19 protein-coding genes are annotated in these 18,510 nt (G+C 70.7%); 7 read left to right on the top strand and 12 right to left on the bottom strand.

Annotated elements, in window-relative coordinates; translation table 11 throughout:
• Nucleotides 1–51: 51 nt before the first annotated feature.
• Nucleotides 52–1,503 carry a gamma-aminobutyraldehyde dehydrogenase gene (locus tag MME74_RS15900; RefSeq protein ID WP_267416046.1) on the bottom strand — a complete coding sequence of 484 codons (1,452 nt, stop codon included), beginning with the start codon at nt 1,501–1,503 and terminating at the stop codon, nt 52–54.
• Nucleotides 1,504–1,602: 99 nt separating this feature from the next.
• Here MME74_RS15900 and MME74_RS15905 point away from each other — a divergent pair, with 99 nt between their 5' ends.
• From MME74_RS15905 to MME74_RS15915, 3 genes are read left to right on the top strand one after another with little or no spacing between them, the layout of a single operon-like run.
• Nucleotides 1,603–2,070 carry an Lrp/AsnC family transcriptional regulator gene (locus tag MME74_RS15905; RefSeq protein WP_267416047.1) on the top strand — a complete coding sequence of 156 codons (468 nt, stop codon included), beginning with the start codon at nt 1,603–1,605 and terminating at the stop codon, nt 2,068–2,070.
• A 28-nt stretch (nt 2,071–2,098) separates the two neighbouring features.
• Nucleotides 2,099–3,502 (top strand): NAD(P)/FAD-dependent oxidoreductase, encoded by a 1,404-nt coding sequence (locus MME74_RS15910; RefSeq protein ID WP_267416048.1) that lies wholly within the window; start codon nt 2,099–2,101, stop codon nt 3,500–3,502.
• Nucleotides 3,499–3,846, top strand: a complete 348-nt coding sequence (locus tag MME74_RS15915) for a cupin domain-containing protein (RefSeq protein ID WP_267416049.1) — start codon at nt 3,499–3,501, stop codon at nt 3,844–3,846. Before MME74_RS15910 ends, MME74_RS15915 begins: the two co-directional genes overlap by 4 nt.
• On the opposite strand, the gene MME74_RS15920 is transcribed toward MME74_RS15915, so the two are convergent.
• Genes MME74_RS15920 through MME74_RS15930 form a run of 3 tightly spaced genes read right to left on the bottom strand, consistent with a single transcriptional unit; the run spans nt 3,834 to nt 7,434 of the window.
• Nucleotides 3,834–4,586 (bottom strand): phosphatase PAP2 family protein, encoded by a 753-nt coding sequence (locus MME74_RS15920; protein WP_267416050.1) that lies wholly within the window; start codon nt 4,584–4,586, stop codon nt 3,834–3,836. The two genes, MME74_RS15915 and MME74_RS15920, sit on opposite strands and share 13 nt — an antisense overlap.
• Nucleotides 4,583–6,094 carry a carboxylesterase/lipase family protein gene (locus tag MME74_RS15925; protein WP_267416051.1) on the bottom strand — a complete coding sequence of 504 codons (1,512 nt, stop codon included), beginning with the start codon at nt 6,092–6,094 and terminating at the stop codon, nt 4,583–4,585. Before MME74_RS15925 ends, MME74_RS15920 begins: the two co-directional genes overlap by 4 nt.
• A gap of 29 nt (nt 6,095–6,123) precedes the next feature.
• A complete protein-coding gene (locus MME74_RS15930; protein ID WP_267416053.1) occupies nt 6,124–7,434 on the bottom strand; it encodes an MFS transporter in 1,311 nt (436 codons plus the stop codon).
• A gap of 148 nt (nt 7,435–7,582) precedes the next feature.
• On the opposite strand from MME74_RS15930, the gene MME74_RS15935 reads away from it, so the two are divergent.
• Entirely contained in the window at nt 7,583–8,152 is a 570-nt protein-coding gene (locus MME74_RS15935; RefSeq protein WP_267416055.1) for a TetR/AcrR family transcriptional regulator, read from the top strand.
• Nucleotides 8,153–8,236: 84 nt separating this feature from the next.
• Here MME74_RS15935 and MME74_RS15940 read toward each other — a convergent pair whose 3' ends face one another.
• From MME74_RS15940 to MME74_RS15960, 5 genes are all read right to left on the bottom strand, one after another.
• A complete protein-coding gene (locus tag MME74_RS15940; RefSeq protein ID WP_416383323.1) occupies nt 8,237–9,250 on the bottom strand; it encodes a DNA-methyltransferase in 1,014 nt (337 codons plus the stop codon).
• The gene (locus MME74_RS15945; RefSeq protein WP_267416056.1) at nt 9,229–10,278 is read right to left on the bottom strand and encodes a lipoate--protein ligase family protein; all 1,050 of its coding nucleotides are present in this window, start codon (nt 10,276–10,278) and stop codon (nt 9,229–9,231) included. The genes MME74_RS15940 and MME74_RS15945 overlap by 22 nt, the downstream gene beginning before the upstream one ends.
• Nucleotides 10,279–10,316: 38 nt before the next feature.
• A complete protein-coding gene (locus tag MME74_RS15950; protein WP_267416057.1) occupies nt 10,317–11,054 on the bottom strand; it encodes a DUF1684 domain-containing protein in 738 nt (245 codons plus the stop codon).
• Between the two features lie 178 nt (nt 11,055–11,232).
• The gene (locus tag MME74_RS15955) at nt 11,233–12,084 is read right to left on the bottom strand and encodes an alpha/beta fold hydrolase (protein WP_267418601.1); all 852 of its coding nucleotides are present in this window, start codon (nt 12,082–12,084) and stop codon (nt 11,233–11,235) included.
• A gap of 36 nt (nt 12,085–12,120) precedes the next feature.
• A complete protein-coding gene (locus tag MME74_RS15960; protein ID WP_267416058.1) occupies nt 12,121–12,858 on the bottom strand; it encodes a copper homeostasis protein CutC in 738 nt (245 codons plus the stop codon).
• 81 nt (nt 12,859–12,939) lie between these two features.
• Between MME74_RS15960 and MME74_RS15965 the strand changes: the two genes are divergently transcribed.
• Nucleotides 12,940–13,380, top strand: a complete 441-nt coding sequence (locus MME74_RS15965; protein WP_267416059.1) for a MarR family winged helix-turn-helix transcriptional regulator — start codon at nt 12,940–12,942, stop codon at nt 13,378–13,380.
• Nucleotides 13,381–13,385: 5 nt separating this feature from the next.
• Complete coding sequence (locus MME74_RS15970) at nt 13,386–14,720, top strand: MFS transporter (protein ID WP_267418602.1); 1,335 nt, start codon at nt 13,386–13,388, stop codon at nt 14,718–14,720.
• Nucleotides 14,721–14,736: 16 nt separating this feature from the next.
• Here MME74_RS15970 and MME74_RS15975 read toward each other — a convergent pair whose 3' ends face one another.
• Complete coding sequence (locus MME74_RS15975; protein ID WP_267416060.1) at nt 14,737–15,831, bottom strand: hypothetical protein; 1,095 nt, start codon at nt 15,829–15,831, stop codon at nt 14,737–14,739.
• Nucleotides 15,832–15,933: 102 nt separating this feature from the next.
• Here MME74_RS15975 and MME74_RS15980 point away from each other — a divergent pair, with 102 nt between their 5' ends.
• Nucleotides 15,934–16,221, top strand: coding sequence for a hypothetical protein (locus tag MME74_RS15980; protein ID WP_267416062.1), 288 nt, complete (start codon nt 15,934–15,936; stop codon nt 16,219–16,221).
• Nucleotides 16,222–16,317: 96 nt separating this feature from the next.
• Here the strand turns inward: MME74_RS15980 and rocD are convergent, their stop codons facing one another.
• Both rocD and ddaH read right to left on the bottom strand, forming a co-directional pair.
• Entirely contained in the window at nt 16,318–17,547 is a 1,230-nt protein-coding gene (rocD, locus tag MME74_RS15985; protein ID WP_267416063.1) for an ornithine--oxo-acid transaminase, read from the bottom strand.
• Nucleotides 17,544–18,422 carry a dimethylargininase gene (gene ddaH / locus MME74_RS15990; protein ID WP_267416064.1) on the bottom strand — a complete coding sequence of 293 codons (879 nt, stop codon included), beginning with the start codon at nt 18,420–18,422 and terminating at the stop codon, nt 17,544–17,546. Before ddaH ends, rocD begins: the two co-directional genes overlap by 4 nt.
• Nucleotides 18,423–18,510: the final 88 nt, after the last annotated feature.

The following is an 18,510-nucleotide window of genomic DNA, read 5'->3' on the forward strand; positions in this document are numbered from 1 at the left end:
CACGGCATCGCACGCCACGGCACCGCACCCCACGGCACCGCACCCCAGTACTCAGTCGAGCGCGGTCATCACGTGCTTGATGCGGGTGTAGTCGTCGAACCCGTACTGCGAGAGATCCTTGCCGTAGCCGGAGTGCTTGAAGCCGCCGTGGGGCATGTCCGACACGAACGGGATGTGCGTGTTGATCCACACGCAGCCGAAGTCGAGGTCACGGGAGAACCGCATCGCCCGCGCGTGATCGGTGGTCCACACCGACGAGGCGAGCGCGTAGGGCACGTCGTTGGCCATCTGCAGCGCCTCCTCATCCTCGGAGAACGCCTGCACGGTGAGCACCGGGCCGAAGATCTCGCCCTGCACGACCTCGTCGTCCTGCCGCACGCCCGACACGATCGTGGCCTCCCAGAAGTAGCCCTGGTCGCCCTGGCGCCGTCCACCGGTCTCGATCTTCGCGTGCGCGGGGAGACGATCGATGAAGCCCTGCACCTGGGCGAGCTGCGCCGCGCTGCTCAGCGGCCCGTAGAGCACGCCCTCCTCCCGCGGGCCACCCGTGCGGGCGTGCGTCTTCACCCTGGCGACCAGCGCTTCGACGAGCTCGTCGTGCCGCGACGCGTGCACCAGCACGCGCGTGGCGGCGGTGCAGTCCTGCCCGCCGTTGAAGAACGCGCCCGTGATGATGCCGTCGGCGGCCTTCTCGATCGAGGCGTCCGCGAACACGATCGCGGGCGCCTTCCCGCCGAGCTCGAGGTGAACGCGCTTGACGTCGTCCGCCGCCGACCGCGCCACCGCCATGCCGGCCCGGACGGAGCCCGTGATGGCGACCATCTGCGGGGTCGGATGCTCCACCAGCGCGACACCGGTGTCCCGATCCCCGAGCACCACGTTGAGCGTTCCGGCCGGTGTGTGCAGGGCGACGATCTCGGCGAGCAGCAGCGTCGTGAGCGGCGTGGACTCCGCAGGCTTGAGCACCACGGTGTTCCCGGCGGCGAGCGCGGGGGCGATCTTCCACACCGCCATGTTCAGCGGATAGTTCCACGGGGTCACCTGCCCGATCACGCCGACCGGCTCGCGGCGCACGAAGGAGGTGTGCCCGGCGAGGTACTCCCCCGCGGCCCGACCCTCGAGACTGCGCGCGGCACCGGCGAAGAAGCGCAGCTGGTCGATCGACTGCATGATCTCGTCGGCGACGAGGCTGCCGCGCGGCTTGCCCGTGTCCTGCGACTCCAGGTCGGCGAACTCCTCGGCCCTCGCCTCCATCTCGTCGGCGATGCGGAACAGCGCGAGCTGGCGCTCGGCGGGCGTGGTGTCGCGCCAGAGCGGGAAGGCGGCGGATGCGGCGGCATAGGCGTCATCCACATCGCCGCGCACGGAGAGGGGCAGTTCGCCGTACGTCTCCTCCGTGACCGGGTCGATGAGCGGCAGGCGCCCCTCGCCGGTCGCGGGCACGGAGCGGCCGCCGATGAAGTTCTGCAGCGGTGCGGAGTTCTTCAGAAGGTGACTGGGCATGGCGTCATCGTAGCCTCATCCGTGCGGAATCTGTAGATCTGGTTCTTTCAAACGACTGATTCGGTTGCCATTGCGCACTTCTACTGGCAATATCGACACATGAGCACGAAATCTCCGCAGCCTGCCCTGGATGACATCTCGAAGCGGATCGTCGAGCTCCTGCAGGAAGACGGTCGTCGCCCCTATGCCGAGATCGCCCGCGAGGTCGGGCTCAGCGAAGCCGCGGCCCGCCAGCGCGTGCAGCGGATGACGGAAGCGGGCATCATCCAGATCGTCGCGGTCACCGATCCGATGCAGCTCGGCTTCCACCGCATGTCGATGATCGGCATCCGCGTCTCCGGCGATCCGCGGGCGATCGCCGAGGAGCTCACCACGATCCCCGAGCTGGCCTACGTCGTCGTCACCCTCGGCACCTTCGACATCCTCGTCGAGGCCGTGTGCGAGAGCGACGAGCACCTGATCGACCTCATCGCCACGCGCATCCGGACCATCCCCGGCGTCGCGCACACCGAGAGCCTGCTCTACGCGGGGCTCTACAAAGACCTCTACAACTGGGGAACGCGCTGAGGCGCGCCCCGCTCACATCGGAGTGAACATGGGCACCACCGTCTTCGAACGCCGGCAGCCGCCGCAGTCCGTCATCGACGATTCGCTGCGGGGCACCGCGCTCCGCGTGTTCTGGCTCGACGACGTCGATCGGCCGACGCACCCGCCCCTGAACGGCACCGTGCGCGCCGACCTCGCCATCGTCGGCGGCGGATACGCCGGCCTCTGGACAGCCGTGCGCGCCAAGGAGCGCGACCCGGAGCGTCGCGTCGTGCTGCTGGAGGCCTCGCGCATCGCCTGGGCGGCATCCGGCCGCAACGGCGGCTTCTGCGAGTCGAGCCTCACGCACGGACACGAGAACGGCGTGAACCGGTGGCCGGAGGAGATCGATCACCTCGAGGAGCTCGGCCACGCGAACCTCGACGGCATCGAGGAGACCGTCGCACGCTACGGCATGGATGCGGAGTTCGAGCGCACGGGCCAGCTGGCTGTGGCCGTCGAGCCGCACCAGGTGGAGTGGTACCGCGACGAGCCGGGCTTCCTCGACCAGGAGGCGGTGCAGGCCGAGGTTCATTCGGAGACGTTCCTCGCGGGCGACTGGGACCGCGAGGGCTGCGCGATGGTGCACCCCGCCAAGCTCGGCCTGGAACTCGCCCGCGTGGCCGCCGACCTGGGCGTCGAGATCCACGAGCACAGCCTGGTCCGCGGCATCGAGGGTGACGGGTCCGGTCCGATCACGCTGGTCACCGCCAACGGCCGAGTGATCGCGGATGCCGTGGCCCTCGGCACGAACGTGTTCCCGTCGCTCCTCAAGCGCAACCGCCTGATGACGGTGCCGGTGTACGACTACGTGCTGATGACCGAGCCGCTCTCGGACGAGCAGCTGGCATCGATCGGCTGGTCGAACCGTCAGGGCCTCGCCGACAGCGCGAACCAGTTCCACTACTACCGACTCACCGGCGACAACCGCATCCTGTTCGGCGGCTACGACGCGATCTACCACTTCGGCGGCAAGGTGCGTGCGGAGTACGAGGACCGCATCGAGAGCCACCGCAAGCTCGCCTCCCACTTCTTCACGACGTTCCCGCAGCTGGAGGGCCTGCGCTTCACGCACCGCTGGGCCGGGGCGATCGACTCGTCCAGCCGCTTCTGCGCGTTCTTCGGCACCGCGCGCAAGGGGCGCGTGGCCTATGCGACGGGGTTCACCGGACTGGGCGTGGGGGCTGCGCGCTTCGCGGCCGACGTCATGCTGGACAAGCTGTCCGGCGAGGAGACCGAGCGCACCGAGCTGCGGATGGTGCGCGAGAAGCCGATCCCGTTCCCGCCCGAGCCCGCGGCCTCGATCGGCGTCAACCTCGTGCGCGCGGCCATGAACCGGGCCGACCACAACGAGGGCAGGCGCAACCTCTTCCTCAAGACGCTCGACGCCGTCGGCATGGGCTTCGACTCGTGATCGGCCTCGCCGCGGGGGCCGGAGTGGATGCCGGCGCGCTCGTCCTCGCACACGAGCCGCTGCCGGCGGACGAGGTGCTCGCCGGCGCGCCCACGACCGCCGTGCACGAGCTGGCGACGCTCGGCGGCATCGAGGTGGGCATCTGGGAGATGACGCCCGGCACCGCGACCGACACCGAGGCCGACGAGGTGTTCGTCGTGCTGTCCGGCCGCGCCACGATCGCGTTCGCCTCGTCCGGCCTGCCCGACCTCGAGGTCGGCCCCGGCTCGGTGGTGCGCCTCGCCGAGGGCATGCGCACCACCTGGACCGTCACCGAGACCCTGCGGAAGGTCTACGTCGCCTGACGCGCACGGGTCCGCAGGAACCACACCCGGCGCTCCTGATCGCGTCGCAACCACGGCAGGAACGCCCACCACAGCAGCAGCGCCACCGCGGCCCCGCCGATCAGCCCCGCACACGTGTCGGTGAACCAGTGCGCGTTGATGAGCGTGCGCTGCCACACCATGCCGACCGCGAGGAGCACGCCGAGCACGATCCAGATCCTGCGCACCCAGACCGCGGAGGCCGGGATGAGCGCGAGCACCGTGAGGACGAGCGCCGCCATGCTCACCGAGTGGCCGGACGGGAAGGACCCGTGATCGACCTGCACGAGCGGCCCGAAGAGCCCCGTCGCCGTGCCCTCGGCCGGACGCGGCCGGTCGACGAGGTTCTTCGTGAGCTGCGACAGGAGTCCGGGACCGGCGAGCTGCACGGCGAGCACGAACAGCGCGGAGCGCCAGCGCCCGATCAGCACCAGCGCGAGCGGGAGCAGGAGCATCATGAGCACCGCACCGGGCAGCTGCCCGAGGTGCTGGAACATCTGCGCTACCGCGAAGCCGGGGAGCGTCGACTCGGGCCCCACGCCGATGCCGCTGCGCCACAGATCGTCGAGCCCCTGCGACCACGGCGCCTCCGGGGCGACCACCACGCCGACGGCGAGAGCCGCGAACACCGCGAGCAGCCCCACCGCGGTCCACAGCATCCATCGAGGGCGCAGCACAGCCACCGGCCGGGTCTCGTTCCCGTCCGCGAACGCCGTGGTCACGACACAGATCCCAGCAGCGGGCGCACGGACGCGTAGGCGTCGGCGACGTCACGCGTCGGCACGTCGTAGACCCGCGCGATGCCCTTCGCCCCCTGATGGCGCGGCCAGCCGGGGTCGCCCCCGGCGATGAAAGCGACCGCGGCGCCGTGCACCTCGTCGGCCAGCTCCTGCGGCGGGTTCGCGCCCGCGAGCGGCTCGATCGACGGTCCGTCGAGGCAGTCGAAGAAGAACGGCACGTCGAGGCAGTGCTCGGCGAAGCCGAAGTGCCCGGACGGCCACGAGAACCGGTACAGCCAGGTGGGCGCGGTGCCGCGGTCGGCCACGACCTTCAGCAGCGCGGAGCGGAACATCCGGTCGGTCAGCAGTCGACCGCCGACCCTGGCGTTGCCCAGCCCGGCGATGTCGGCGTTCGCGGCGAGATACGCCTTCCGCACGCTCTTCGGCAACCCGAGCTTGTTCAGCAGGAGCGACCGCGGCACCCAGCGCAGCTTCTTCTCGGAGCCCGAGAACACCATCGTGAACTCGTCGTCGGTCGCCCCGAGGACGAGCGGCTTGTCGGCCCCGACTCCGGCGGAGAGCGACTCCCGCGTGGGACGCGGCAGCAGGTCGCCGTCGACCGCCGGGCCCAGGGGAAGACCGTCTTCGACGACGCTCCCGAGGGAGTTCGGCCCGAGCTCGGTCGCCTTCTTCTGCAGCTCGAGGATGCGCTCCTCCGTCAGGGAGAAGAACCCGGCGACGGTCGGCGAGACCCCCGCCGCGGCGGCGAGTCCGCGCCCGAACGCCTCGGCCCGTGCGGGGGACACATCGGCGAGGGCGCCCGAGATCGCATGGACACCGTGGAACAGGTGCTGCGCCTTCTCCATGCCGAGCAGGGTCAGCACGGCACCACCGCCGGCGGACTGCCCGGCGATCGTGACCCGCGAGGGGTCGCCGCCGAACTCGGCGATGTTCTGCTGCACCCACTCCAGCGCCAGCAGCCAGTCGCGCACGCCGCGGTTGGAGGGAGCATCCTCGATCCATCCGAAGCCGTCGAAGCCCAGGCGGTACGAGAGCGACACGGTCACGACACCGTCGCGGTTGAAGTTGCGGCCGTCGTACCAGGGGCTCGCCGGAGAGCCGGCGAAGTACCCGCCGCCGTGGATCCAGACGAGCACCGGGAGACCGGTCCCCTGCTCGGCGCGGACGGGGTCCGGCGTGAAGACGTTCACGTTGAGCGTGGAGTCGCCCTCGACGCTCGGCTCGGGGATGAGCGTCACGCCGGGGTCTCCGCGCTGCGCCGTGGCGGCGAACTCGAGCGCGTCGCGCACTCCCGTCCACGGCGCCTTCGGCACGGGAGCCTGGAAGCGCAGCGGGCCGACCGGAGCCTCGGCGAACGGGATGCCGAGGAAGGCCGCCGACCGCGGATTCCCTCGCCCTCCCGTGGTCGGACGCCAGCGGCCGCGCACGGTTCCGGCGGCGGTGGCCACCTCGACGAAGTCGGCGGTCGTGTCGAAGTCGGTATCGGTCATCACAGCATTCTCCTGGTCGTTCCTGGTCATCAGCGCACTCCCTTGATCGGCGCGGTCGCGATGGCGGCGAGGATCACGAACACGATCGCGAAGACGAACAGCATCGCGTAGCCGCCCATCGTGCTGATGATCAGCAGCGCGATCGACGGACTCATCGCCTGCGGGATGTTCGTGGCCACGTTGAGGATGCCGAGGTCCTTCGCCGCCGCCCCGCTCGCGTTCGGCAGCACCTCGGTCATGAGCGCCGCATCCACCGCCATGTAGACGCCGAAGCCGATGCCGTTGATGACGCTCATCACGATCATCCCCGTCATGTTCGGCATGACCAGCGGCATCACGAAGCCGATGGCCATGATGACGGAGGACACGTAGATGAAGACCTTGCGGCGGCCGACCTTGTCGCTCCACCAGCCGGACACCCCGATCGCGAGCAGCGTCGGCACGAACGCCACGAGGGTCAGGGTGAGCACCGCGCCCTGCGCCTCGGGAAGCGAGAGGCCGATGTACTTCTGCAGCATGTAGAGCTGATAGGTCGAGACGACGAAATAGCCCAGGATCAGCAGGAAGCGCGCGGCGAACGCCCACGCGAAGTCGGGGTGCTTGCGCGGGTTCACCCAGAACCCCTTGAAGAACGCACCCCACGCGAACGGCTCGACGGCCGCATTCTTCGACGACCAGTCGCGGTTGACGACGACGAAGAGCACGGTCGAGACGATCACGACGACGCCGAACACGGAGTACGCGACACCGAACTGCGCGGCGAGGGCGCTCGCGATCATCACGCCGATCATCCCGCCGACCTGCATGCCGATGCCGAGCATCGCGCTCGCTCCGCCGCGCTTCGAGCGCGGGAAGCGGTCGGCGGTGATCGTGGTCAGCGGTGCCTGGAGGAAGTTCAGGGCGACCTGGATGACGACCCAGAACACCGTGATCCAGACGAGCTGGGTCAACGACCCCATCCCCAGCAGCAGGATGCCGCCGATGAGCGACCCTGCGAGCATCCACGGTGCGCGCCGACCGAGGCGGGAGCGGGTGCGGTCGCTGAGGGCGCCGGCGAGCGGCTGGGCGAAGAGCGTGAAGATGAACGACACCGTGGTGACGATCGCGAGGTTGGCCTCTTGGCCTTCCTCTCCGAAGATCACCTGGATCTGGGTGGGGAGCAGGATGCCGAGCAGGCCGGCGTAGCTCGCGAACAGCGTGAGACCCGCGATGAGCATGCTCGGCAGGAGGCGCTTGTTCGCCGGCGGGCTGGCGGCGGGTTCGCCCGCGGCCGGTGGTTCGGTGGCGATGACCCCGGTGGCGGCGATCTCGGTCGCCGGGTCGAGAGGGGGAAGTGACATGTCGGCTCCTCGTTGAGCGGAATCGGGTTAATACCAAACGCTGTTCGGTATTCATCCGACATGCTGACAGATGACTCGCCGTCCTCGCAAGCCATTCACGAACGTTGTTTGGTTTTCGTGATCTGGCCGTGACGGATACCCTGGTGCCATGGCGACACGAGGGGCATACGCGAAGGGCGTCGCCAAGCGCGAGGAGATCCTCCAGGCCGCCCTCACCGTCGTCGCCGAGCACGGATACCGCAAGGCCTCCGTCCGCGAGATCGCCGATGCCGCGGGCCTCAGCCCCGCGGGGCTCCTGCACTACTTCGGCTCGAAGGAGGAGCTGTTCGTCGCGATCCTCCGCGCCCGAGACGACCGCGACGAGCAGGAGTACGCGGGCGAAGACGCCTCCGCGGCCTTCCTCGCGGTGATGCGCCACAACGCCTCCGTCCCCGGACTCGTGCAGCTGTACGCGCAGCTCGCCGCCGAGGCGGGCGACCCCGCGCACCCCGCGCACACCTACTTCCGCGAACGCACCGAGCGGGTCGAGGCCCTCACCCGCGCCCAGGTCGTGGAGGACCAGGAGGCCGGCCGGATCCGGGCCGACGTCGACCCCGCCTGGGTCGTGCGCACGCTGCACGCACTGGCCGACGGACTCCAGGCCGCGTGGATGCTCGATCCGTCGCTCGACATGGTCGCCGAGATCGAGCAGTTCCTGGTGCTGCTGCGCCCCGACTGACGGACGCTCGGACTGACGGACGCCCGGACTGACGGACGCTCCGTCTCGCGAGACCCGCGGGAGGACCGAGGCCGTGGGAGCGGCTCAGTCGAGCGTCTTCGCCACGGCGTGCGGCATCCGCGCCCGCATCACCCGGACGGCCTCGGGGTTGTCGTCGACGAGCACGGCGTCGCGACCGAGCGCCGAGGCGACGGCCCCGGTCGTACCGCTGCCCGCGAAGAGGTCGAGCACCCGATCCCCCGGACGGCTGGACGCGGCCACGATGCGGCGCAGGATGCCCTCGGGCTTCTGCGTGGGGTAGCCGGTCTTCTCCCGCCCGGTCGTGGGCACGATCGTGTGCCACCACACGTCGGTCGGCAGCTTGCCGCGCGCCGCCTTCTCCGCGGTCACGAGCCCGGGCGCCATGTACGGCTCGCGGTCGACCGCCTCGGAATCGAACACGTACTCCCGCGGGTTCTTCACGTAGACCAGGATCGTGTCGTGCTTGGTGGGCCAGCGGCGCCGCGACTTCGCACCGTAGTCGTACGCCCAGATCAGCTCGTTGAGGAAGCAGTCGCGCCCGAACACCGCGTCGAGCATGACCTTCGCGTAGTGCGCCTCCCGGTAGTCGAGGTGCAGGTAGAGCGTCCCGTCGTCGGCGAGCAGCCGCCAGGCCTCCTCCAGCCGCGGCATCAGGAACGCGCCGTAGTCGTCGAAGCGGTCGTCATAGGCGCGCAGCATCCCACGGACGCGCTCGTACGCGTGTCCGTGGAACCCGTGCCGCACCTCGGTCTCGGGCTCGGCCGCGGGGCCAGCAGACTCCCGCTCCGGCGCAGACTCCCCCTCCGGCGCGGGCTCCGCGTCCGGCGCAAGCATCCGCCGTGCGGTCACCACCTGCCGCTCCTGCGTGCGGCCGGTGTTGAACGGGGGATCGAGGTACACGAGGGTGAACGAACCGGAGGGCAGCGTCGCGGCGACCGCGAGGTTGTCGCCCTCGATGACCGTGACGGCCCCCGGCACGACCGGCGCGATCACGGGCACGGCATCCGACTCGACCGCGTCGCCTGCTCCGGTCCGAGGATCAGTGTCCGGCGCCGTCACGGCACCCGATGCAGCCACGCCTCGGTGGCGAACTTCGACGCGACCAGCGCCTCCGCATCGGCGTACTCATCAGCCGAGACGGTCCCGGTCTCGGCGTCGGTCAGCGACCGGAAGGTGTCCTTGAAGCGCTCGATGATCTCGGCGCGCTCGAGCCCGGTCTGCGTGCGCAGCGGGTCGACGCGCTTGGCCGCCGAGGTGGTGCCCTTGTCGCTGAGCTTCTCGCGTCCGATGCGCAGCACCTCGGTCATCATCTGACCGTCGATGTCGTACGACAGGGTCGCGTGGTGCAGCACTCCGCCGTTGGCGAGGCGCTTCTGCGCGGCGCCGCCGATCTTGCCGGTCGGGCTCGCGATGTCGTTGAGCGGCTGGTAGACCGCGTCGATGCCGAGCGAGCGCAGCGCCTGCAGCACCCAGTCGTCGAGGAAGGCGTAGGAGTCGGCGAACGTCATGCCCGCCACCAGCGAGGCCGGCACGTACAGCGAGTAAGTGATGATCTGCCCCGCGGCCATGAGCATCGCCCCGCCGCCGGAGATGCGGCGCACCACGTCGAACCCGTGCCGGGCCGCCCCTTCCGGGTCGACCTCGTTGCGGTAGGACTGGAACGACCCGATCACGACGGCGGACTCGTCCCACTCCCAAATGCGCAGGGTCGGGCGGCGACGGCCCTCGCCGACGCGCGAGGTGAGCACCTCGTCGAGGGCAAGGTTCATGCGCGGCGAGACCGCCTTGTCGTGCACGATCTCCCAGTCGAAGTCGCGCCACCCCGGGGCGGTCACGAGGGCCCGGCGCACGGCGGTGCCGACGGCCTCGGGCGAGAAGCCGAGCAGCTGGGCGCCGTCGGGCAGCGCCCCGCGGACCGCGGCCGCGATCGCCGTGGCATCCGACTCCGCCGGCAGGCCGTTCACCGCGGCGTCGATGTCGTCGAGCGCCGAGTCGGGCTCGAGGAAGAAGTCGCCGGCGAGGCGGAAGCGGGCGATGCGGTCGTCCTCGATCTCGAGGTCGACGACGACGAGCTTTCCGCCTGGAACCTTGTATTCACCGTGCACGGTTCCAGCTTAAGCCGCGCGGGCGCCGATCCGGCGGGTCAGCCGCCGAGCACGACCACACGCTCACCGGCGCGGATCGGCGTCGAGTACCGATTCCCGGGCGGCGGGAGCGGGCAGATGAACTGGTCCGAGAACGCGCACGGCGGCAGGTACGCCCGGTTGAAGTCGATGACCGCGGTGCCGTCGTCGGCCGGCTCGTCCACCGGGAGGAAGCGGAACCGGTACGTCTCGAGCCCGTTCGTGCCGTCGGCGAAGACCGCGTTCAGCACGCCCTGCCCGTTCCTGGTCACCGTCAGGGTGTGCGGCGACCCGGCGAGCTCGAACCGCAGGCGTCCCGCGACCGGCGTCTCCCGCGCGTCGCCGTCGACCGCCGTGATCACGATCTGCTCGTCCGGCGTCTCCTCGAAGATCGCGGGCAGGCGCCAGCGCTCATCGGGCGCGTAGGCGTCGATCGCGGTGAACCACTCGCGCTGCGGACGCGCCGGATTCAGCACCCGCAGCGCGAGCGTGCCGTGCCGTTCGAACACGCGCAGCTCGCGGCGACCGAGCCGGATGCTCTCGCCGCCGCGCAGCGTGACGGTGGAGCCCGCCTGCCCGAGCTCGCTGCCACGGATGCCGCCGTCGCCGGTCAGCGCCCAGAGACCGGGGATGCCGTCGACCGCGGCCGCCTCGGTGATGAGCCAGTTCGTCGACTCGAGCGCCGACGGACCGTACTCGGAGCCCGCATAGCGCTCGCGCGCGGCGTGCCAGTCCTGCCAGTCCTTCACGAAGCTCATCGGAGCGGGTCCTCCCTTGCGAGGGCACCGCACCGCGGGGCTCTCCTCGCTCATGCGCGGAATGTTGCCCCGAATCTACGGGCGCCATCCGGGCCGCGAGGCCGCTGCGTCACACGCCTTCACCGCGCGTAACGCCGCGTCACACCAGCGCCTCCGGGAGGGAGGGAGGGAGCGCGTCTCAGCGCGCGGGGATGTGCTTGTCGAGCCAGGCCAGCACGTCGGCGCGCACCTCGTCCTGCTGCAGCTCGTTGAAGATCTCGTGACGCGCGTCCGGGTAGACCAGCGTCGTGACGTCCGTCAGCCCGGAACGGCTCCGGTACTCGTCGGCGAGCTTGTGCACGCTGCGCGGGCCGCCCACCGGGTCGTCGCGTCCGACGAGCAGGAGCAGCGGGATGTCGTGGCCCAGGTCCTTGGCCGGGCGCCCGTAGAGTCGCGCGGCCTCGATCGGGCCGAAGAGCTTGAGCAGCGGTTCGTCGGTGGTCAGCGGATCCTCGTCGAAGGAGGTCCACACGGCGGGGTCGCGGCTGAGCCACTCGAACCCGGTCGCGTCGTCGCCGGCCCACCGCGCGTTCAGGGGCGCCGCGTTGAGCGAACCCGGCATCCGCAGTGCGGAGCCGGAGAGGATCACCGCATCCCACGCCTCCGGGTGGTCGTTGACCAGCATCTGCGCCAGGAACGAGCCCCAGGAATGCCCGAGGAGCACGAGGGGCAGGTCGGGGTTCTCGTCGCGGATGATGCCGGTCAGCTGCCAGACGGCGTCCTCGGCCGCGCGCAGGCCGCCCTTGCCCAGACGGCCGAGCTTCTCGGGTCCGCCGTGCTGGCGGATGCCGGTGCGGCCGTGACCGCGGTGGTCGTCGGCGTAGACGGTGAAGCCGGCCTCGGTGAGAGCGCCGATCAGTGCTCCGTATCTTCCGGCGTGCTCGCCGACGCCGTGCAGGAGCTGCACGACTCCGCGGGGAGTCCCCGCAGCCGGATGCACGTCATAGACGATGGCGACGCCGTGGTGGTCGGTGAACTCGCGGGTATCCATCACGGTGCGAGCCTACCGACCGTGCGCGGCGGGCGGCTACCGCGCGACGGCATCCCGGATCGCGAACGCGATGTCGCGGTCGGTGACCTCGTAGCCGCCGACCCCGTCAGAGGCGGAGCCCATGCGCACGCCGCCCTCTTCCGTGACGGCGCGCTTGGCCGAGAAGTGCAGGGCATCGACCCCGGCCGCGGCGAGCACCGGGGCACTCGACACGTCGACACCGCTGCCGGCCATGATCTCGATCTCGCCCTCGGCCGCGGCGACCAGCGACCGGAGGGTGTCGAGGCCGTCGATCGCGGCGGAGGCCCCGCCCGAGGTGAGGACGCGGCGGAGTCCGAGCTCCCTGGCGCTGCGCAGCGTCGCGACCGGGTCGGCGGTCACGTCGATCGCACGGTGGAGCGTGGCGGATGCGCCGTCCGCGGCGTCCCGCAGCCGGGCCATCGCGAACAGGTCGAGACGACCCTCGGCGTCGAGCGCCCCGATGACGACGCCGGAGGCGCCCGCGGCGATCGCCCGCCGCACGTCGCGTTCCGCGACCGCGAGTTCGTCCTCGTCGTAGTGGAACCCGCCCGCACGGGGGCGGATCAGCACGTGCACCTCGGGCCCGTCGGCGCCCGCCGCCTCGACGGCGAGTTCGAGCGTCGCCGGCGACGGGGTCAGCCCGCCGAGAGCGAGGGCCGTCGCGAGCTCGACGCGTGCGGCGCCGATCTCTGCGGCGATGCGCACTCCGGCGGGATCCTGCACGGCGATTTCGAGAGCAAGCGTTCGGGTCACCCCTCCATTGTGCCCGACCCCCTTCCCGCCCCCTCGCGGCCCTTCCCCTCTCCTCCGAAAATTAGATAGGCTAACTAAGTAATGTCTGCGTCTGATGAATCCCTCCACCTCACCGCCACAGACCTGCGCATGGCCACCTTCCGCCTGGCCCGTCGACTCCGCTGCGCACGCGCCGCCGACTCGATGAGCGATGCGCAGCTGGCGGTGCTCGCCGACCTGCGCATGAACGGCCGCCGCACGATCTCCACCCTCGCCGAGCGCGAGCGGGTGACCGCCCCGTCGATGACCAGCACGATCAACGGCCTCGAGGAGCAGGGCTTCGTCGCGCGCACCCCCGATGAGGACGACCGCCGCCGTGTGCAGGTCGACATCACCGACGCCGGCGTCTCGATCGTCGTCGAGACGATCCGCCGCCGCGACGAACTGCTCGCCGACATGCTGCGCGAGGTCGACTACACGGAGGACGAGCTCACCACGCTCCGCGAAGCGAGCGCCCTGATGCGGAGGGTGGTGGAACGATGAGCGCGATGTTCCGCTCCTTCGCCAACATCAACTACCGCATCTGGTTCGCCGGCGCCCTGATCTCCAACGTCGGCGGGTGGATGCAGGCCACCGCTCAGGACTGGGTCGTGCTCACCGAGCTGACCGACAACGACGCCACCGCGATGGGCGTCACCATGGCGCTGCAGTTCGGCCCTCCCCTCGTGCTGGTGAGCATGACGGGCTGGGTGGCCGACCGCTTCGACCGACGGCACATCCTGTTCGCCACGCAGTCGGCGCTGCTCGGGCTGGCCATCGCCGTCGGCGTGCTGCTGCTGAACGACCTGATGACGCTGCCGATGATGTTCGGCTTCGCGCTCGGTTTCGGCATCGTGAACGCCTTCGACGCCCCGGCACGGCAGGCCTTCGTGTCCGACATGGTCTCCACCGGCGACACGTCCAACGCGGTCGCCCTCAACTCGGCGTCGTTCAACCTGGCCCGCATGGTGGGTCCGGCCGTCGGCGGCCTGCTGATCGTGGCGATCGGCTCCGGCTGGGTGTTCATCGTCAACGCGACGACCTTCCTCGCGATGCTCCTCGCGCTCCTCCTGATGCGGCGCAGCCTGCTCGCCCCGCGCATCAAGAGCCGCAACCGCGGAGGGCTCGCCGCCGGGTTCCGCTACGTGTGGGGGCGCAGCGACCTGAAGGTCGTGTTCGTGACGGTGTTCCTGATCGGCGCGTTCGGCATGAACTTCCCGATCTTCGCGTCGACCATGGCCCTCGAGTTCGGGGCCGGCGCCGACGGCTACGGCGTGCTCAGCTCCGTCCTCGCGATCGGCTCGCTCATCGGCGCCCTGCTCGCGGCACGGCGGGACCGGGCGCGCGTGCGCGTCGTCATCCTCGCCGCGGGCGGATTCGGCATCGCGGCGTTCATCTCCTCCGCCATGCCGAGCTACGCCTCCTACGCGGTCACCCTCACCTTCACCGGCTTCATGATCGTGACCCTGCTCACCACGGCGAACGGCTACGTGCAGATCACGACGGATCCCGCGCTGCGCGGACGCGTCCTCGCGCTGTACATGGCCGTCATCATGGGCTCGACCCCGGTGGGCGCTCCCATCGCCGGCTGGGTGGCCGACACGTTCGGTCCGCGCGCCGCGATCATGCTCGGCGGCACGGCCGGATTCGTCGCCTGCGCGATCGGTGTGATCTGGGTCGCGACGTCAGGACGACTCCGCCGCGACGAGAACCGCCGCTTCCTGCTCACGCTCGACGAGACGCGCCCGCTCCGTGTGATCGAGGTCGACCCGATCGAGTTCAGCGACGAGGCCGCCGTGACGACGCCGATCCGCACCGCCAAGAAGCACGGCCTCGAGGAGTGACGCCGGCGTCCGGCACTCAGGGCGAGGGCCAGTCGTCGTACGCGTAGGGCTCCACCGCGGAGTCGTCGCGATAGACGCCGAGCTCCTCGTTGAGGTCGTCGGAGTCGCCCCACCAGCGCGGTGAGACGAGCGAGACCACGATGGTCTGGTCATACGCGTCGATCTCGATCGTGTTCCCGTCGGGGTCGAGGAGAGCGCCCCGCTCGCCATCCGTCCATCCCCGCTGCCGGAGCTCGGCTGCGACCGCGTCCACGTCCACGGCGTCCCCCGCCGGCACGTCGTACCGGAACGCGATGTCCACGCCGTAGCTGTCGGTACCTTCGGCGAAAGTGGTCAGGTCTCCGAATCCCCGCATCGACGCCTGCCACCCGTCTTCGGCGATCATCCCGCGCACCAGAGACAGCTGCGCCTGCGCCCGGTCGTGGCGCTCCAGGGCCTGCTGCGCCTGCGCGCTCAGGGGCTGCGCCTGCACCTCGGCGACGGTCGCGCCGGCCGCGTCGCGCTGCTGCGCCGTGACGGCTCCACCGAGCCAGATCGTGGCGACGAAGAGCAGCGGGAGCCCGACGGCGGCGACCCGGGCGACGACCGTCCATCGCTTCGATGCCCAGACGTGCTTTCTCGAGGCGGTGACGCTCGCGATCGCGAGTACGGCGATCCAGCAGGCGACGACGATCCCGGCCGCGACGAGCATCACGTCGGAGAGGTAGGCGCTCGAGATCGGACGCGGCGACAGCCCCTGCATGATGGCGGGGATCGGACGCCCGTCGGTGGCTCCCGCCGGCGTGATCATCCCGGTGATGACCGCCCACCACTGCACGAACAGGAGGACGGTGATCGGTCCCGGCGTGGTGGTGCTGCCGCTCCGGCGGAGGAGGAAGCGAGGGAGCGAGCCCAGCAGGCCCGCCACGGGGACCAGCACGGGCGAGAAGAGGAGGAGCGCCAGCAGCGCCCAGCCGTTGTTGCCGATGCAGAAGATCGCGAGGACGGGAAGGAGCCAGTTCACCCACGGCCAGACCACCCATGCGAGGGAGTTGATGTCCCGGCGATCGGCATTCGGAGTCCGCCGCGTGGGCGCGGGCGGGCTCTGCAGCAGCCACGGCTGGTCTGTCATGTTCCCCCCGGGCCACAGGATACCCGGCCCCTTTCCCGCGAAGGGTCGCGACGAGATGTCAACCCCCTCGGTGCCGCGCTCGACCGCGCGTACCGTCGGTGCATGGACCAGAACACGGAACGCACCCCCCACCCGCAGGACCCGGCCGAAGGTGCACCCGGAGTCGGAGTACCCGAGGAGGACGCCGGCCAGGGCGACGGCACCGGCGGCGCGATCCAGGGCGACAGCTCGCGCGGAGAGTCGACCGGCGGCGCCATCCAAGGCGACGCGGGCCAGGGCCACCGCGCCGCGCTCGGCGGCGATGAGCACACCGAAGCGCAGCTCGATGCCGACAACGCCGCCGAGGAGGACACCCTCAAGACCCTCGACCCGGACTCGCCTCCGGCCTGAGCATCTGCGTGAGGGCAGCGTCACCGTCGCCGCCGCCATCCCCAGCGGCGGCCCTCCCCCGCGGTGGCGCTGCCCGTCACAGCACTCGGCGCGGGACTACGCGCCGAGCACCAGCTTGAGCTGCTCCACCGCCCAGTCGAGCTCGGTCGCGCGGATCACGAGCGGCGGCGCGATGCGCACCGTCTGCCCATGCGTGTCCTTCACCAGGACACCGCGGTCGAGGAGCTTCTCCGCGATCTCGCGGCCCGTGCCCCTGGCGGGGTCGATGTCGACGCCGGCCCACAGCCCCGCGATGCGCACGGCCGTGACTCCGTGCCCGATCAGCGGCTGGAGCGCCTGCTCCAGGTGCGCGCCGAGTGCGCGCGCCCGCTCCTGGAACTCGCCGGTCTGCAGCATCTCGACCACGCGCAGCCCCACGGCCGCCGCGAGCGGGTTGCCGCCGAACGTCGACCCGTGCTCGCCGGGACGGATGACGCCCAGCACGTCGGTGTTCCCGACGACGGCCGAGACGGGCAGGATGCCGCCGCCGAGCGCCTTGCCGAGCAGGTACAGGTCGGGCACGACGCCCTCGCGATCGCAGGCGAACGTCTCGCCCACGCGCCCGAGTCCCGCCTGGATCTCGTCGGCGATGAACAGCACGTTCTTCTCGTCGCAGATCTCGCGGATGCGGCGCAGGTACCCCTCCGGGGGGATCACGACGCCGGCCTCGCCCTGGATCGGCTCGACGAGCACAGCGGCCGTGTCGTCGGTGATGGCCGCGGCGATCGCCTCCGCGTCGCCGTAGGGCACCACGTCGAAGCCGGGGGTGTACGGACCGAAGTCGTCCCGTGCGGACTCGTCGTCGCTGAAGCTGACGATCGTCGTCGTGCGGCCGTGGAAGTTGCCCGCCGCGACGATGATGCGCGCCTTGCCCTCGGCGATTCCCTTGACCCGGTAGCCCCAGGCGCGTGCGACCTTGATACCGGTCTCGACGGCCTCGGCGCCGGTGTTCATCGGCAGCACGAGGTCCTTGCCGGCGAGCTCGGCGAGGGCCGCGGCGAACGGCTCGAGCCGGTCGCTCTGGAACGCACGGCTGACGAGCGTCACCCGTCCGAGCTGCTCGGTCGCGGCCGCCACGAGGGCCGGGTGCAGGTGCCCGAAGTTCACGGCCGAATACGCCGCGAGCAGGTCGAGGTACCGCTTGCCCTCGACATCCGTCACCCAGGCGCCCTCGGCGCGGGCGATGTTCACCGGCAGCGGGTGGTAGTTGTGCGCGACGTGCGGTTCGGCGCCCGCCTCGGTCGCCGCCTCGGCCTCTGCGCCCGTCGAAGACTCGACCGCGGTCACTTCGCACCCCGCAGCTCGAGCGTGCAGCACTTGATGCCGCCGCCGCCGAGCAGCAGCTCGGACAGGTCGACGGTGATGGGGTTGTAGCCGCGCTCGCGCAGCTGCTTCTCGAAGCCCTTCGCGCGCGGGGAGATGATCACGTTGTAGCCGTCGCTCGCCGAGTTCAGACCGAACACGGCACCGTCCTCGTCCGACACGAGGATCGCGTCCGGGAAGCGCTTCTCGAGCTCGGCACGGCTCGCGTCGTCGAAGGCCCCGGGGAGGTACGCGATGTTCGCGCGCTCCGGGCCGCCGTTCTCCACGCCCTGCACGGGGTCGAGCACGGCGATCGCGGTGTCGAGGTGGTAGAAGCGCGGGTCGACCAGGTTGAGCGACACGACCTCACGGCCGAAGACCTCTCCGACCTCGCGGTGGCTGTCGCCCGTGGAGCGGAAGCCGGTGCCGGCCAGGATCACGTCGCCGACGAGCAGGAAGTCGCCCTCGCCCTCGTTGACCTCTTCGGGCATCACGGTGTCGTAGCCCGCGGCGCGGAACCAGTCGGCGAACGCCGGGGCCTCGCCCTGACGCTCGACGAAGCGGAACTCGGGCACGTACGCGCGGCCGTCGATGAGGAACCCGCCGTTGGCCGTGTAGACCATGTCCGGGTAACCGGCGAGCGGCTCGATGAGCTCGACCTCGTGGCCCAGCTCGAGGTACAGGTCGTAGAGCTCCTGCCACTGCGCGACCGCGTTGGCGGTGTCGGTCGGACGCGACGGCTCCATCCACGGGTTGATGGAGTAGTTGACCGTGAAGTGCTCCGGCTTGCACATCAGGTAGTGGCGGTGGTGCGCGGTGCGCGCGGGTGCGGTGGAGACGGCGGCTTCAGGCGTCGACATGGATGCTCCTCGAATGAACGGGCGCGGCGGACGCTGTCCAGGGGCCCGGCGGTCCTTCGACCCGCAGCTCGTTCAGAGCCGGCGGCGG

Origin of the sequence: Microbacterium oxydans (assembly GCF_026559675.1) — a bacterium.
GTDB classification, from domain to species: Bacteria; Actinomycetota; Actinomycetes; order Actinomycetales; family Microbacteriaceae; genus Microbacterium; species Microbacterium oxydans_D.

Coding starts and splice junctions, on each gene's coding strand:
- ddaH (WP_267416064.1), bottom strand. CDS start 18,422: ATGTCGACGCCTGAAGCCGCCGTCTCCACCGCACCCGCGCGCACCGCG.
- MME74_RS15980 (WP_267416062.1), top strand. CDS start 15,934: ATGGACCAGAACACGGAACGCACCCCCCACCCGCAGGACCCGGCCGAA.
- MME74_RS15965 (WP_267416059.1), top strand. CDS start 12,940: ATGTCTGCGTCTGATGAATCCCTCCACCTCACCGCCACAGACCTGCGC.
- MME74_RS15975 (WP_267416060.1), bottom strand. CDS start 15,831: ATGACAGACCAGCCGTGGCTGCTGCAGAGCCCGCCCGCGCCCACGCGG.
- MME74_RS15970 (WP_267418602.1), top strand. CDS start 13,386: ATGTTCCGCTCCTTCGCCAACATCAACTACCGCATCTGGTTCGCCGGC.
- MME74_RS15930 (WP_267416053.1), bottom strand. CDS start 7,434: ATGTCACTTCCCCCTCTCGACCCGGCGACCGAGATCGCCGCCACCGGG.
- MME74_RS15935 (WP_267416055.1), top strand. CDS start 7,583: ATGGCGACACGAGGGGCATACGCGAAGGGCGTCGCCAAGCGCGAGGAG.
- MME74_RS15910 (WP_267416048.1), top strand. CDS start 2,099: ATGGGCACCACCGTCTTCGAACGCCGGCAGCCGCCGCAGTCCGTCATC.
- MME74_RS15955 (WP_267418601.1), bottom strand. CDS start 12,084: ATGGATACCCGCGAGTTCACCGACCACCACGGCGTCGCCATCGTCTAT.
- MME74_RS15925 (WP_267416051.1), bottom strand. CDS start 6,094: ATGACCGATACCGACTTCGACACGACCGCCGACTTCGTCGAGGTGGCC.
- MME74_RS15905 (WP_267416047.1), top strand. CDS start 1,603: ATGAGCACGAAATCTCCGCAGCCTGCCCTGGATGACATCTCGAAGCGG.
- MME74_RS15950 (WP_267416057.1), bottom strand. CDS start 11,054: ATGAGCTTCGTGAAGGACTGGCAGGACTGGCACGCCGCGCGCGAGCGC.
- MME74_RS15900 (WP_267416046.1), bottom strand. CDS start 1,503: ATGCCCAGTCACCTTCTGAAGAACTCCGCACCGCTGCAGAACTTCATC.